This is a genomic window from Spiroplasma endosymbiont of Polydrusus pterygomalis (assembly GCF_964030635.1).
In the GTDB taxonomy this organism is placed as follows: Bacteria; Bacillota_I; Bacilli_A; order Mycoplasmatales; family Mycoplasmataceae; genus Spiroplasma.
Map to the genome: position 1 here is coordinate 633,853 of NZ_OZ034909.1, position 14,759 is coordinate 648,611.

The 14,759-nt window shown below is 29.1% G+C and carries 15 protein-coding genes and 1 pseudogene; 5 read left to right on the plus strand and 11 right to left on the minus strand.

What is annotated here, in order from left to right; translation table 4 throughout:
* Window positions 1–128: 128 nt before the first annotated feature.
* The 8 genes from ACQH23_RS04140 to ACQH23_RS04175 all read right to left on the minus strand — a co-directional run bounded on the left by ACQH23_RS04140 (window position 129) and on the right by ACQH23_RS04175 (window position 8,120).
* Entirely contained in the window at window positions 129–1,364 is a 1,236-nt protein-coding gene (locus ACQH23_RS04140; RefSeq protein ID WP_425379023.1) for an HD domain-containing protein, read from the minus strand.
* Between the two features lie 7 nt (window positions 1,365–1,371).
* Window positions 1,372–2,820, minus strand: a complete 1,449-nt coding sequence (gene gltX / locus ACQH23_RS04145; protein WP_425379024.1) for a glutamate--tRNA ligase — start codon at window positions 2,818–2,820, stop codon at window positions 1,372–1,374.
* A gap of 14 nt (window positions 2,821–2,834) precedes the next feature.
* Window positions 2,835–3,305, minus strand: a complete 471-nt coding sequence (ispF, locus tag ACQH23_RS04150) for a 2-C-methyl-D-erythritol 2,4-cyclodiphosphate synthase (protein ID WP_425379025.1) — start codon at window positions 3,303–3,305, stop codon at window positions 2,835–2,837.
* Between the two features lie 11 nt (window positions 3,306–3,316).
* The gene (gene ychF / locus ACQH23_RS04155; RefSeq protein ID WP_425379026.1) at window positions 3,317–4,417 is read right to left on the minus strand and encodes a redox-regulated ATPase YchF; all 1,101 of its coding nucleotides are present in this window, start codon (window positions 4,415–4,417) and stop codon (window positions 3,317–3,319) included.
* A 21-nt stretch (window positions 4,418–4,438) separates the two neighbouring features.
* On the minus strand, window positions 4,439–5,335 hold the full coding sequence (locus tag ACQH23_RS04160) for a ParB/RepB/Spo0J family partition protein (protein ID WP_425379027.1): 897 nt from the start codon (window positions 5,333–5,335) through the stop codon (window positions 4,439–4,441).
* Entirely contained in the window at window positions 5,325–6,095 is a 771-nt protein-coding gene (locus ACQH23_RS04165; RefSeq protein ID WP_425379028.1) for a ParA family protein, read from the minus strand. The genes ACQH23_RS04160 and ACQH23_RS04165 overlap by 11 nt, the downstream gene beginning before the upstream one ends.
* Window positions 6,096–6,154: 59 nt before the next feature.
* Window positions 6,155–6,853 (minus strand): 16S rRNA (guanine(527)-N(7))-methyltransferase RsmG, encoded by a 699-nt coding sequence (rsmG, locus tag ACQH23_RS04170; RefSeq protein ID WP_425379029.1) that lies wholly within the window; start codon window positions 6,851–6,853, stop codon window positions 6,155–6,157.
* 127 nt (window positions 6,854–6,980) lie between these two features.
* The gene (locus ACQH23_RS04175) at window positions 6,981–8,120 is read right to left on the minus strand and encodes an Mbov_0401 family ICE element transposase-like protein (protein WP_425379030.1); all 1,140 of its coding nucleotides are present in this window, start codon (window positions 8,118–8,120) and stop codon (window positions 6,981–6,983) included.
* A gap of 278 nt (window positions 8,121–8,398) precedes the next feature.
* Between ACQH23_RS04175 and ACQH23_RS04180 the strand changes: the two genes are divergently transcribed.
* The 4 genes and pseudogenes from ACQH23_RS04180 (at window position 8,399) to ACQH23_RS04195 (ending at window position 9,817) form a co-directional block, all read left to right on the plus strand.
* Complete coding sequence (locus tag ACQH23_RS04180) at window positions 8,399–8,662, plus strand: hypothetical protein (protein ID WP_425379031.1); 264 nt, start codon at window positions 8,399–8,401, stop codon at window positions 8,660–8,662.
* Window positions 8,663–8,835: 173 nt separating this feature from the next.
* A pseudogene (locus ACQH23_RS04185) lies at window positions 8,836–8,901 on the plus strand (hypothetical protein); the annotation flags it as partial.
* Between the two features lie 21 nt (window positions 8,902–8,922).
* On the plus strand, window positions 8,923–9,519 hold the full coding sequence (locus ACQH23_RS04190; protein ID WP_425378420.1) for a DDE-type integrase/transposase/recombinase: 597 nt from the start codon (window positions 8,923–8,925) through the stop codon (window positions 9,517–9,519).
* A gap of 28 nt (window positions 9,520–9,547) precedes the next feature.
* Window positions 9,548–9,817, plus strand: coding sequence for a hypothetical protein (locus tag ACQH23_RS04195; protein WP_425379032.1), 270 nt, complete (start codon window positions 9,548–9,550; stop codon window positions 9,815–9,817).
* A 241-nt stretch (window positions 9,818–10,058) separates the two neighbouring features.
* Here ACQH23_RS04195 and ACQH23_RS04200 read toward each other — a convergent pair whose 3' ends face one another.
* Window positions 10,059–10,739: a hypothetical protein gene (locus tag ACQH23_RS04200; protein WP_425379033.1), complete on the minus strand. Its 681-nt coding sequence runs from the start codon at window positions 10,737–10,739 to the stop codon at window positions 10,059–10,061.
* A 157-nt stretch (window positions 10,740–10,896) separates the two neighbouring features.
* Here ACQH23_RS04200 and ACQH23_RS04205 point away from each other — a divergent pair, with 157 nt between their 5' ends.
* Window positions 10,897–11,133 (plus strand): hypothetical protein, encoded by a 237-nt coding sequence (locus tag ACQH23_RS04205; RefSeq protein ID WP_425379034.1) that lies wholly within the window; start codon window positions 10,897–10,899, stop codon window positions 11,131–11,133.
* Between the two features lie 21 nt (window positions 11,134–11,154).
* Here ACQH23_RS04205 and ACQH23_RS04210 read toward each other — a convergent pair whose 3' ends face one another.
* Together ACQH23_RS04210 and uvrA are read right to left on the minus strand one after the other, a co-directional pair.
* Window positions 11,155–11,754, minus strand: a complete 600-nt coding sequence (locus tag ACQH23_RS04210; RefSeq protein WP_425379035.1) for a Mur ligase family protein — start codon at window positions 11,752–11,754, stop codon at window positions 11,155–11,157.
* Between the two features lie 9 nt (window positions 11,755–11,763).
* Window positions 11,764–14,601, minus strand: a complete 2,838-nt coding sequence (uvrA, locus tag ACQH23_RS04215) for an excinuclease ABC subunit UvrA (protein WP_425379036.1) — start codon at window positions 14,599–14,601, stop codon at window positions 11,764–11,766.
* Window positions 14,602–14,759 lie beyond the last annotated feature (158 nt).

Below are 14,759 nucleotides of genomic sequence, written 5' to 3' on the forward strand. Positions count from 1 at the left end.
ACATCACTTTTTGATGCAATATCATTTCAGATATTTTCAAAAGTATCACTTCTTTTTTTCTTCTTTAAATATGAATACACTAATTATAATAACTCTACACTATCGTTCATTAATTTAAATCTTTCCTATTAATCATTTTCATATTTTTCCCCAATTGAAAATCAAATTGTTGTTGCTGCTTTATTGCTATTATTTTTAAATGCTAAGACTTCCGAAACATCCATAATGCATTTGATTCCTGCAGGTGTATCAATATAAATTGGTTTTTTATCACTATCATATAATTTAACTGGTTTTAGGTTATATTCAACCATAAAGTAATTATAATGGTTTTTATATTTTTTTATCAAATTATTTTTATTTTTAATTTCTTCTATTTTTTTTTTCTCAGGGTTTATTTTTCGGAAAAATGTCCGGTTGGTTAACATTTTAATTAAAGTAAATAAAATCGCATCATTTTCACTCTCTAACATTTTTAAATAAGTAAATAAAGTATAATCATCTAACAAACAATATTGCTCAGGGCTCATCATCTTACCTTGCAAAAGCGGTGTTAACAAAGTGATAATTGCTTTGTTTTTAAAATGATGTTTACTGTGGTACAAATCATATAACCGTTTAAACATCATTTCAAAAGTTAGATCAAACCCAATTCCTAATGGATGTAAATAAATTTGTTTATACATGTGATAACGACCAATTAAAAATGATTCAATGGCATATTGGACTTTTAATGGAAAAACAATTTTCTTATCCTTAATAAACAAGTGACGAATAATTCATTGTGTATCAACATGACTATAGTAAACACCACTTGTTTGCCCATCTCGTAATAAGTAATCCATCCGATCAGCATCTAATTGGGAAGAAACTAAGGATGATAAAACACCATCAGGATGTTTTCCTTCAATAATCATACATAATTCATCAATTTCCTCTGGACTAAATTCAGCCGCTAAAATTTGATTAAGCTTGGTTGTTGGACTTTTAATTAATAAGGATGAATAATTTTCATGACTAATATGTTGTTTTGTTACTTTATTAATTATTTCAAAGGTATGAGAAAAAGGACCATGACCAACATCATGCAATAAGCCCGCCAATTTAACTAACAATTGTTCATGCTTACTATACATTTCTTGAAAACTTGCCGTTTCCAACATTTGACTAACAAGATGATAAACACCAATACAATGTGAAAAACGCGTATGAGAAGCACTTGGAAAAACAAATTGTCCTCCGGCCAATTGGCTAACGCGTCGTAATCGTTGAAATTCGGGAGTATTAATTAATTTCACCGTAATTTCTTCATTTATTTCAATATCGCCATGAACACTATCCCGAATTGTTAGTGGTAGTTTCATTGTTGTATTATTGTAATTTAATAATATTACTAATTACTTGTTCTTTCCCTAATAAATAAATAACCTTCGCTAGTTCTGGTCCATGTTCTTGATGAGAAGTAAAAATTCGAATTGGCATAAATAAATTCTTTCCTTTCATAGCATATTGATCGCCCATTTTTGTAATTAGTTCTTTAATATTCGTTTCTGTTCAATCAGCAAGCTCCGTCAAACCTGTTTTAAAAGTTGCTATCATTGCTTCATAACCACTTAACTCGGTTAACATTGCTTGCGTCGCTGATGATAACTTGGTTGTTTGTTCAAAAAATGGTTTTGCTAAAGCCACAATTTCGGCACCATATTGCAACTCTTTTCTATAGATTAATAATAACATATTTATTCAGGCAGCTGTTTTTTTTGTTAAGTCATATTCCGCTGCTAAAAATGGTCGGACAAAAGCTAAATATTCTTCATCACTCATTTGTTTCAAATAATAATTATTTATTCAAGCTAATTTCTTAACATCAAACATACTTGGTGATTTACTAAAACGGGTTTCATCAAAAATTTTAATTAATTCATCGTGACTGAAAATTTCGGTTGTCCCGGTTGGCGATCAACCTAATAAACTAATAAAATTAAAGATTGCCGCGGGTAAATATCCCAATGTCCGATATTGACTAATAAATTGCATTAAATTACCATCACGTTTTGATAACTTCTTATGTTGTTCGTTAACAATTAAAGTTAAGTGGGCAAAAACAGGTGGTTGAGTCTTAAATGATTCATAAATCATTAATTGTTTTGGCGTATTTGAAATATGTTCTTCTCCCCGCACAACATGACTAATTTCCATTAACATATCATCAATCACAACAGCAAAGTTATAAGTTGGAACCCCATTTGATTTTAAAATGACCCAGTCCCCCAAATCTTTTCCTTCAAAATGAACAGGCCCCCGTACTAAATCATTAAAATCATAGGTTGCTTCATCAGGAACAAAAAAGCGTAAATCATATGGTATTTTCTGTGCTAATTTCTCTGCAATCACGGTTGGTGTTAATTGTCAACATTTCCGATTGTAGCGTGGTGAAAGATATCCTTTTGCTAATTGCGCTTCCCGATCATTTTCAAGTTCTTCGAGCGTGCAAAAACAATAATATGTTTTTTTCACTGTTAATAACTCTTGTGCATATTTTTGATAAAGTTCTAACCGTTCTAACTGGCGATATGGACCATAAGCTCCTGGTTTATCAATTGTTTCATCTGGTTCAATTCCTAATCATAGTAAATTATCTAATTGTGAAGCAATCGCTCCTTCCACATTCCGTTCAAAATCGGTATCTTCAATTCGCACAACAAAAACACCTTGATAATGCTTCGCAAATAAATAATTAAATAATGCTGTTCTCGTATTACCAATATGTAAAAATCCCGTTGGACTTGGGGCATAACGTAACCTAACTTTTTGACTCATTTTAATCCCTCATTCTACCTTTTTGTTTCATTACTCTGGGGCAAAAGTAATAATGTTGTATAACTTTGAATAATATTCGGAAAATTTTGTTCCGTTGTTGTTGCTTTTAAATTAATTTTGGCCTGATCAATTTTCAACAATTTCTGTAAATTAACTTTAATTGCTTTTTTATTATCTTGTAAACGGGGTTGATCAACAATTATTGTTGCATCAATATTGCCAATTTGATAATTTTGGGCTGTCATTAAGGCTAAGGCTTTTTCTAAAATTACTGACGAAGCAAGCTTTTGGTTTGTTTCATCAAACCATTCCCCTAGATCGCCTAATCCTAAGGCACCAATAATTGCTTCACTAATTGTATGCAACAAAATATCACCATCTGAAATAGCTTCCACTTGGTATTGACAGGTAATAAAAATTTCCCCCAAATAAAAACCAGTTCCCGCTGTTAAATTATGTAAATCATAACTATTACCAACTCGCATTATTTTTCTCCCTAAACATTAAATTTAAAAAAACAAACATCGCCATCTTGCATGACATAGGTTTTTCCTTCACTTCGTAAGCGGCCATTTTCTTTGACTGCTTTTTCACTGCCGTATTTCACTAAATCAGCATATGAATAAACTTCTGCACGAATAAACCCCCGTTCAAAATCCGAGTGAATAATCCCGGCACACATTGGCGCGGTTGCGCCTTTTTTAAAAGTTCACGCCCGTACTTCTTGATTACCAGCTGTAAAAAATGTTTGTAACCCTAATAAAGCATACGATTTTTTGATTAGCTGGCTTAAGCCAGCTTCTTTAATGCCATAATCATCCATTAGTAACTCGCGATCGGATGGTTCTAAGGCTGACAACTCCTCTTCAATTTTAGCGCAAATAACAACAACCTCAATTTGTTGTTGACTAGCATATTCTTTCACTGTTTTAACATACAAATTATCGAGTTTATTAAGATCATCTTCAGCAACATTCGCAACATAAATAAATGGCTTAATTGTTAATAAATTAAAATTCTTGACTGCTTTTAATTCATCATCCGATAATGTTACATCTTTTAATAATTTATTTTCAGCTAAGGCTGCTGCTAACTTTACCAATAATTCGTATTCAAAAACATCTTCTTTTTGTTTGAAACTTTGGGCTTTCTTGACAACATTATCAATTCGTTTTTTAATCTGTTCTTGATCAGAAATAATTAATTCTAAATTAATTATTTCAATATCGCGAATTGGATCAATTGTTCCTTCAACATGGGTAATATCTTTATTATCAAAACAACGAATAACCATACAAATGGCATCTGTTTCCCGAATATTTTGTAAAAAAGAATTCCCTAGGCCTTCACCCTTGCTGGCACCAGCAATTAAGCCGGCAATATCGTAAAATTCAAAAGTACTATGAATTGCTTTATGCGGTTCACATAAAGCAATTAAAGTATACATTCGTTCGTCAGGTACTTTCACTGTTCCAACATTAGGATTAATTGTTGCAAACGGATAATTGGCAACTTCAACTTGTGAATTTGTAATTGTGTTAAATAAAGTTGATTTACCAACATTTGGTAAACCAACTATTCCCATTTTTAATGCCATCGTTTTCTTCCTTACTATTAATTAATCATCTATTAAACCTAATAATTCCAAAATTCGGTTTAAATCTTTAATTCCTGAGTACTTAATCAGAATTTTATTCGTATCAACTACGACTTTTGTTCCTAATTTACGCATTACTTTATTTTCCAAAAACTCATTAACAGCTCGTTTTGAACTCTCTTTTTCATTATTTTCTAACGAAGGTTTTGACACTTTTAGATTATATTCTTTAACTAAATCTTCCACCTGGCGGGCATTTAAATTTAAACTAATAATTTTATTAATAATTCTTGTTAGTTCACTGCGATTAACATTTAAACTAATTAATGGTTTGACTTGTCCCATTGTTACTTTTTTTTCCAATAATAAAGTTTGAATTTCGGTTGGTAAATTTAATAATCGCATCGTATTTGTGACATGACTACGTGATTTCCCAATTCGTTGGGCTAACTCTTTTTGCGTTAAACCTAGCAATTCAATTAATTCTTTATAAGCATTAGCCTCTTCAATTGAATTTAAATCAACCCGTTGAATATTTTCAATTAAAGCAACTTCTTTCATTTGTTGGTCATTAAAATCAACCACAATTGCTTGAATTGTTGTTAATCCTGCTATTTTTGCCGCACGACTACGACGTTCTCCCGCGACAAGATAATAACCATTATTAGTTTTTTTAACAATAATTGGTTGGATTAAACCATACTCTTTAATTGATTTTGCTAATTCTGCCAACTCTTCTTCATTAAAATTTTTTCGGGGTTGATGGGGATTAGGAAAAATTTCCGCTAAAGTAATTTCATTTGCGGTTGCTTTTAATTCTTCGTTACTTTCAATTCCCTTAATTACTTCATTAATTCCTTCACCAAAGATTTTATCTAACCCTTTTGAACTTAATCGATTTTTACTGTTACTTGCCATTATTTGCCAACACCTCTCTCGCTAATTCTTCATAAGCAACTGCGCCTGCGCCACCCTTATCATATTCAAAAATACTTAAACCATGGGACGGTGATTCACTAATTTTAACATTTCTTGGAATATGTGTCCTATAAACTTTTTCATTAAAATATTTTTTAACCTCGGTCATTACTTCAAAAGATAACTTTGTCCGTGAATCAAACATTGTTAATACAATTCCCTCAATTGCTAAACTTTCATTAAACATTTTTTGCACAAAATGAATTGTTGTTAATAACTGGGCTAGCCCTTCTAAAGCATAATACTCTGCTTGAATTGGAATTAAAACAGAATCAGCACAAGCTAATGCATTTCGATTAATTAAACCTAACGAAGGCGGACAATCAGTTAAAATAAAATCATATTTATCACGAACCGGTTTAATACGATCTAATAAAATGCTTTGGTTATCTTCTGTTCTTTCCATTAAGTAAATATCAGCCCCGGCTAATGAAATTGTCGCTGGTGCTAAATCAACATTAGTCATAATATTAGGAATAATAATATTTTTTAATGAAATTTGACCAACTAAGACATCATACATACTCTCATGAATTTCTTCCTTATTAGCTCCGGTTCCTGTTGTTGCATTTCCCTGGGGATCAATATCCACTAATAAAATTTTCCGTCCAGTACGAGCCAAGCCGGCTGCTAAATTAATTGAAGTTGTTGTTTTACCAACACCCCCTTTTTGGTTAGTGATTGCAATAATTTTTCCCATAATTGTCCTTTCTGTTCCGTTGCATCTAATAAATTTATACATTATTATTATATAACACTTTATTCAATTGGAAATTTTTTTATTTGATTAAAGCGTCGTGGATAGGTTGCTGGCGTTGCGGCTGTCTTAGTGAAATAACAAATATTTCGTTCCCCAAGTTGGTTAATCTTTTCCTCTTGAATTTTTGTTAATGTTAAATTTAAGGCTGGCAATGTTTTTTGCACGGCTTGTAATTCTTCCTTAACATGTGGTCCTTTATAACAAATCATCATTCCGTTTACTTTAACCATCCGTACAACCAATTCTAATAACATCCCCAAATTCGCAATAGCACGCGAGACAACAACATCAAATGTCTCGGAATGATCACGGCTATATTCTTCAGCTCGCGCATGAACAATTTCAACATCTGTTAATTGTAATTTCGCCACTAATCGTTGTAAAAATAAACATCGTTTCTCTAACGCTTCAATAATTGTTAATTTAATTGTTGGACAAAAAATTTTTAAAACTAGCCCCGGAAACCCAGCACCACTGCCAACATCGCTAACTTTCATCACTTTAGAAAAAGTAAATTCTTTCAATAACAATAACGAATCAAGAAAATGCTTAAGATAAACCTCTTCTTCATTAGTGATTGTTGTTAAATTCATCACTTGGTTTTGTGCTATCAAATATTGATAATATATTTGTAATTGTTTTGTTTGATCTGGTGTAATTGCTAATTCTGGCAACGCTGTTGTAATTAATTTAATCATCGATATCCCTCATAATTTTTAATTGCGTTAACATTATAACAATATATTTGATAATATATAATAGACTTCTTGTGATACCTGATTGGTAGCGTGTAAAATGTTGGGTAAAATTTTTCAGCATTAAGTTCTAATAATAATTAGAAACTATTTTCTTTAAAAGAGTTTTAGTATTTGATAATGTAGAAGCGGTGAATATTGGTAAGTTATATTGTTTAACTTCTGGATTATTCATCTTTTTAAATATTCATCTTCAAGTAATTTGTTCATTTTTTACTTGAAGATTTTTAATTTCTGTTAGTTCTTGAAAGGGATTAATCCCATTAGCTTTTAATAACATTACTTTGTAAATCGTTTTTTCATTAAATATTTTTGGTTTTGAACGAAACATTACTTTAATAATTCGAGCAATATAACTTTCAATGCGACAACCAATATTTTCTTGATATTCTCATTTTTGAATTGCTCCATAGTATGTTCTTAAATAATTAGATATTTCTTGTAACTTTCCTTTCGCTTCTTCGGTTTTAACAAGCTGATAAGCTCATTCAAGGTATTTTGTAACCTTGTTTCAGTTTAATTTTAGAATTGATTTTCTAATTTTATTAAATAAATAACGTTTATAATATCGTGGACCACGGAGACAATTTTTAATTTTTTTAATAACATGGAAACGATCAATGATAAATTCAACATTGATGTGTTTTTCAACCGTTGAAATATATTGTGTACCATCACCAAGCACAATAATTTTAGCTGTCTCGGGTGATTCATAATTTAAGTTAATAAATTCTTTAATTCCTTGTCAGTATTTTTTAGAGTTATTTTTTTTAACTTCATTAGTCATTGTTACTAGAAATTTGACATTATGCATTGTTTTTCGTATTGTTTTAGGATCTTTATAACCAGTATGAAAGACGGTTAAACGGATTCTTTTCTTAATTTTTAATCGTTTTTTGATTTGATAACTAATGGCATTGCGATATGCTTCATCGGTTTCAATATAAATAACCCCATCATGTTTTAGTTTTGTATCTGGTTCATCTAGCATTAGTTCTAACAAATGTTTAATATCAAACCGTTTAATAAGGTTAAAAATTGTTTTTTTTGTTATGTTAGCATTCCGATACATATTACAAATATCTTGATAACTAAAATTTATGCCTAATTTGCTGATTATTTCTAACGAAAAATCATAATCAAGTCGCTGATAACTTTCAATCCCTAATTGAATATCAAGTAAAAAGACCGTTTTTGGTTTTTTTGCCACTTGAAATTCTGGTTTTAAGATATATTTTCGTCGTTTAAAAGTAACTTAACCATTACGAAAAACCAAAGTTCGTTGATAAAATCCTTTTGGAATATAACGTGCTTTCCGTCAGTCCTTATTAAAAATATAGTTATCAATATATTCAAAAATATTTTTAAATAGTATTCAAGCTTCAGAACTAATTTCATTGTTTAAATAGGATAATAGTAGACTGCACCCAAAAAAGTAAGTAAAGAAAAAAAGTCTTTGCTAAACTTTTAAAGGAGGTGCATTTTTATATGGCAAGAAAAGAACAAAAATTTAATAAATATACAGCAGATTTTCGAAAAATGATAGGACAAGAGGTTAAAAATAATAGTATAAGTTTTATTGCAAAAAAATATGCAATTAATAAAAAAACTGTTGCTTCATGGTATGAAAATTTTAAGAAAGGAATTTTAAACACCAATAAAGGTCCAAAAGAATCATTTGAAAAAAGAGATTTAAACTATTACAAAGTTAGGTATGAATTACTAAAAAAGCTTCATGACTTTTACAATTAAATAAAAGAAAAATTGTATTTTTTATCAAAGAAAACCTTAATAAATATCCACTAAATTTATTACTTGATATAACAAATTTAAAGCGTAGTTATTGAGATAAATATAAAAATTATTCAAGTAATGGTAAGGATAGCGAATCATTAAAAAATATTGTAAAAGTCTATGAAGAAAATTTAAAACAATTTGGTTATCGTCGAATTACCAAATATTTAAAAGAAGATTATGGCATTGTTTATAATGCTAAGAAAGTATTACGAATTATGAAAGAAAATAATATTCAAGCTGAATATGTAAAGCGTATGCGTAGAAAAATATTAATAAAACAAAATAGAAATAAAAATATCATTAAATATCCTGATTTAGTAAATCGTAATTTTAATGATATTAAAGAAAGATTTTCAATTTTATTTACTGATGTAACTTATTTAATTTGAAATGGTAAAAAACATTATCAATCAACAATAATTGATGGATATACTAAAGAAATTATTGATGTAAAATGATCAAAATTTAATAATAACAAACTTGTAATTGATAATTTAAATGCTGCAATTAATAAAATTAAAAAAATAAAAAAAGAGCTAAATAAAACAATAATTCATTCAGATCACGGATATCAATATACATCTAAAGATTATAATAGTAAATGTTTAGATAACAAAATTATAATTTCAATGGGTAAAAATTATCATTGTGCAGACAACATTATTATTGAAAGTTTTCATTCATTACTTAAAAAAGGAACAATCCATAATAAAAATTATAAATCTCATAATGAATATATTAATGATGTTAAAAAATGAAATAAATGATATTCAAACCAAAAAGAAAAAGATATAATAAATGAAAGTTTGTAAACCTTTTTATTAATACTTACTAAACAGGGTGCAGTCTATTCATTCATATCACGGATATCAATATACATCTAAAGATTATAATAGTAAATGTTTAGATAACAAAATTATAATTTCAATGGGTAAAAATTATCATTGTGCAGACAACATTATTATTGAAAGTTTTCATTCATTACTTAAAAAAGGAACAATCCATAATAAAAATTATAAATCTCATAATGAATATATTAATGATGTTAAAAAATGAAATAAATGATATTCAAACCAAAAAGAAAAATATATAATAAATGAAAGTTTGTAAACCTTTTTATTAATACTTACTAAACGGGGTGCAGTCTATTGTTAATACATTTACCTTTTAAATATACCCAATTTAGGGAAAAAATACAATCCCCTTTCTTTAATTTTGGAGAAAACTCTTGATAAAGTCAAAAAACCTTATAAAATATAGAAATTTGTAAAAATTACATTTTATAAAAAACCCAATAAAATCAAGGTTTTATTAAAATATCAAGAGTTTTCTACAAAATTAAAGTCCCCTTTTAAGAAAAACAAATTACATTTTCCGAAAAAGGAAAAAAAGCTTTAAAACTAGTGTAACTTTTAAAAGTTTTAATAACTTCTGGTGGTAAATAATCACATGCTAACGCTATTAAATCTTGTCGATAATTTTCTACTAAATTTGTTCAACAAAACCAACCTAAAATTAAACAAATAATACCCATAATAGAAATAACTTGAATACTAATATTAAGGGCATTAATATCAACATTATCTTTTACAAACTGAACTACAATAACTAAAATTGTTGTAACAATAAATAAAAATAATGTAAACACTAAAAACCATGATAAAAATTTTAATCAAAAGAAACATTTCGAATGTTTTGTTTTTTGATTATAAACATAATAAAAATGAAAAATCATATCATAAAGATTAACAATACTTTGTTCTTTATCATCAGTACGGCTAATAATTACCGCATTACTTATTTTCGAAAAATTTTGTGCTTTAACAATATGTTTTCGTTCACCAATATTAATATCTTGTAAATCATTGTCATCTAACATTTTTCGTAATAATATCCGTGGCTTTAATGTTGTTTTTTTCCTTTTAAAACTTAATAAAACAAAGTCAAAAATTAATCAACCTATAAGAAATAAAGAAACAATGATAATAAAAACAAAATAAACTAAATCTGTTACTTGTGTTAATCCAAACATTTTCTAATCACTTTCCCCTCATATATCAATCATACCGTATTTTTAAAAACCTGAATTGTAAATATATTTGGGGATTGCGTTGCCAAAGTTGGGGAAAATAAAAAAGAAAGTTTTCAGTATAATTAAGTTTGAAAAAAATTAGAAAGAAAACTATCCTATGAATATTATAACTAGAATCCAAGAGTTTTTAAACGAAAATAATAACTCTTTTATTGATTTAATTAATGAAATTAGCCCCAATATCCCTATTACAGCACTATTATCCTATTTAAAAAATGAAATTAGTTCTGAAGCTTGAATACTATTTAAAAATATTTTTGAATATATTGATAACTATATTTTTAATAAGGACTGACGGAAAGCACGTTATATTAGACTGCACCCAAAAAAGTAAGTAAAGACTTTTTTTCTTTACTTACTTTTTTGGGTGCAGTCTACTTTTTTTACAACTTGCACTAATAAAAAGGTTGCAATTATTTTTCACAATCCCAACTTTATTTTGAATAATACTTTCCAAATTATTCCCTAATACTTCGGTATGATCATAACCAATTGAGGTTAATAAAACAGCCAGTTTGTTATTAAAAACATTAGTCGCATCTAAGGTCCCACCAATTCCCGCTTCAATAACGGCAATCTCAATTTTTTGCTCTAAAAAATACTTAATGCAAATTAAAACCCAAATTTCAAAAAAGGTTAATTGATATTTCTTAATTTCGGGTTTAATTTCTTTTATAATTCGTTTTAAATCCTTATCACTAATAACCTTGTTATTAATTTTAATCCGCTCATTATGACTTAAAAAAGCGGGGGAAGTAAAAATAACAACGCGGTGATAATTTAACATTAATTGCTTCTGTAAGTAGTTTGAAACTGATCCTTTCCCATTTGTACCAACAACACTAATAACTTTAATGTTATTTTGGGAATTAGCATATTTTTCTGTTAATAATATTGCTAAATTATATTTTTTTTGAAATAACGTTACTTTAAAAAGTTTCTTTTTAACATCCATTGCAGAACCTTATTTTAATAATGGTTTTAAATATTGAGCCGTATAACTGATATCACTTTTTAAAACAATTTGTTCTGGTGTCCCGGTTGCAACAACAGTTCCACCGCCAATACCACCTTCTGGTCCTAAATCAATAATATAATCCGCCATCTTAATAACATCTAAGTTATGCTCAATTGTAATAGCCGTATCGCCATTATCAACAATTTTATTTAAAACAACTAATAGTCTTTTAACATCATCAACATGTAACCCTGTTGTTGGCTCATCCAATAAAAATAACGTTTTTCCTGTTGTTCGTTTAAGTAAGAAAGTTGATAATTTAACTCGTTGCGCTTCTCCACCAGATAGTTCGGTTGCTGATTGTCCCAATTTAATATAGCCCAAACCAACTTCTTGCATTGTTGCTAACTTCTGATTAATTTTTGATTGCGCTGCAAAAAATTCACAAGCCTGGTCAACGGTCATTTCTAACACATCGTAAATATTTTTCTCTTTAAATTTAACTAATAATGTTTCATCATTATAACGTTTCCCCTCACAAACTTCACAAGCAACATAAACGGTTGGTAAAAAGTGCATTGAAATTTTAATAATTCCATCACCCCGACAATTCTCACAACGCCCCCCCGGAACATTAAAAGAAAAACGTCCTTTTAAATAACCCCGTGCTTTGGCTTCGTTAGTATTAGTAAATAAATCTCGAATATCATCAAACACCGAAGTATAAGTGGCAGGATTACTACGTGGAGTTTTCCCAATTGGATCTTGGGAAATATTAATTACTTTATCAATATTATCAATTCCAACAATTTTATCATGTGCACCTGGACGTTCGGTTGCTAAACCTAAATTTTTCTTAACACCCTTTCATAAGATTTCATTCATTAAAGTTGACTTACCACTTCCAGAGACTCCTGTTAAACAAATAAATTTATTTAAAGGAATTGTGACATTAATACTTTTTAAATTATTTTCCCGTGCCCCTTTAATTTCTAAAACTAAACCATTGCCACCACGACGTTTATTTGGAACAGCAATTGTTAATTCCCCTGTTAAATATTTCCCCGTAATTGAATTAGGATTTTGTTTAATATCTTCAATATTCCCCGCGGCAACAACTTCACCACCATTAATTCCTGCTCGTGGGCCAATATCAATCACATAGTCACTAGCCCGAATTGTATCTTCATCATGTTCAACAACAATTAAGGTGTTCCCTAAATCACGCAAACTTTTTAAGGTTTCAATTAGTTTGTCATTATCACGTTGATGTAAACCAATTGAGGGTTCATCTAAGACATACAGGACGCCAGTTAACTGACTCCCAATTTGGGTTGCCAATCTAATCCGTTGCGCTTCTCCCCCGGATAATGTTGACGCATTTCGTGACAATGTTAAATAGCCCAAACCAACCCGGCTTAAAAAATCTAAACGATTAACTAATTCATTAATAATTAAGCGGGCAATTTCTTGTTGGTAATCGGTTAAACTTAAATTTAACACTTCTTTTAATTCGTCTTCAACTGACAAATCAGTAAATTCCGAAATACTAATATTATTAATCTTAACCGACAACGGGATTTCATTTAACCGTTTCCCTAAACAAGTTGCACATTTTTTATCAGTCATAAATTGCTTATAATATTCCCGTGCTGATTCACTTGTTGTTTCCGTATAACGCCGTTCAATTAACTGACCAATTCCTTCAATATAATCATAACCCCGTATAATATTACCACTCGCTGTTTTTAAATTATATTCAATTGGTTCATCACTACCCCGAATTAAATATTCTAACTGTTCCTTTGTTAAATCACTAACTGGCTCTTCTAACATAATATGATAATGATTAGCTAAAACCTTAAATTTTTGTCATTCAATATTTGTGGTATTAACAATATTTTTTAAATAAATAATGGCTCCTTGTAAAATTGACAATGACCTATTAGGAATTAATAAATCCTCATCAACTTCTAATTTTACACCTAATCCTTTACATTCATTACAAGCCCCCGCGGGTGAGTTAAACGAAAATAAACGTGGTTCTAATTCCGAAATTACAAAACCACAAATACTACATGAATAATTAGTTGAAAAAAGCATTTCTTTCTTTTGATCAACAAAATCAATTTTGACTAAAGCATTGCCATATTTTAAAGCGACTTCAATTGCATCGTGAATTCGACTCAATAAATCTTCGGTATCTTTATAAACCAAACGGTCAATAATAATATCAATATTTTGGCGTTTATTCTTATCTAACTCAATTTCCTCGTCTAAAGTTCTTATCTCATCATTAACTTTTACCCGAATAAAACTTTCTTGTTTTAAGCGAGCAAATAAATCTTTAAAACTTCCTTTTTTATCACGCACAACAGGTGATAAAATCATAAACTTTTTCCCTTCGTTTAAAAGTTGTTTTAAATTATTTATTATTTCTTTAATTGTTACTGACTTAATAACCCCATGATCGTTAATACAATATGGCGTCCCAACACGAGCATATAATAATCGTAAGTAATCATAAATTTCGGTAACTGTTCCAACGGTACTACGAGGATTATGACTAGTTGTCTTTTGATCTATCGAAATCGCTGGGGATAGTCCTTCAATTGCATCAACATCTGGTTTTTCATTACCCCCCAAAAATTGACGAGCATAACTTGATAAACTTTCAATATAACGACGACGACCTTCCGCATAAATCGTACTAAAAGCTAATGATGATTTTCCACTTCCTGATAAACCAGTAAAAACAACTAACTTATTTTTTGGAATTTCAGCATCAATATTTTTTAAATTATTTTCCCGTGCCCCTTTAACAACTATTCAATCTTTTCCCATTCTTTCACCCTCTTAATTATTTATTTAGTAAATTGTAAATTCAAGTGACACACTTTATTTAACTTAATTATAACACAATAAAATAAGTATTCCATATAATTTTTCTTTTAATGTCCTTATCTTGTGATAATTTCGTAATAGTTATCTAACAAAAATTT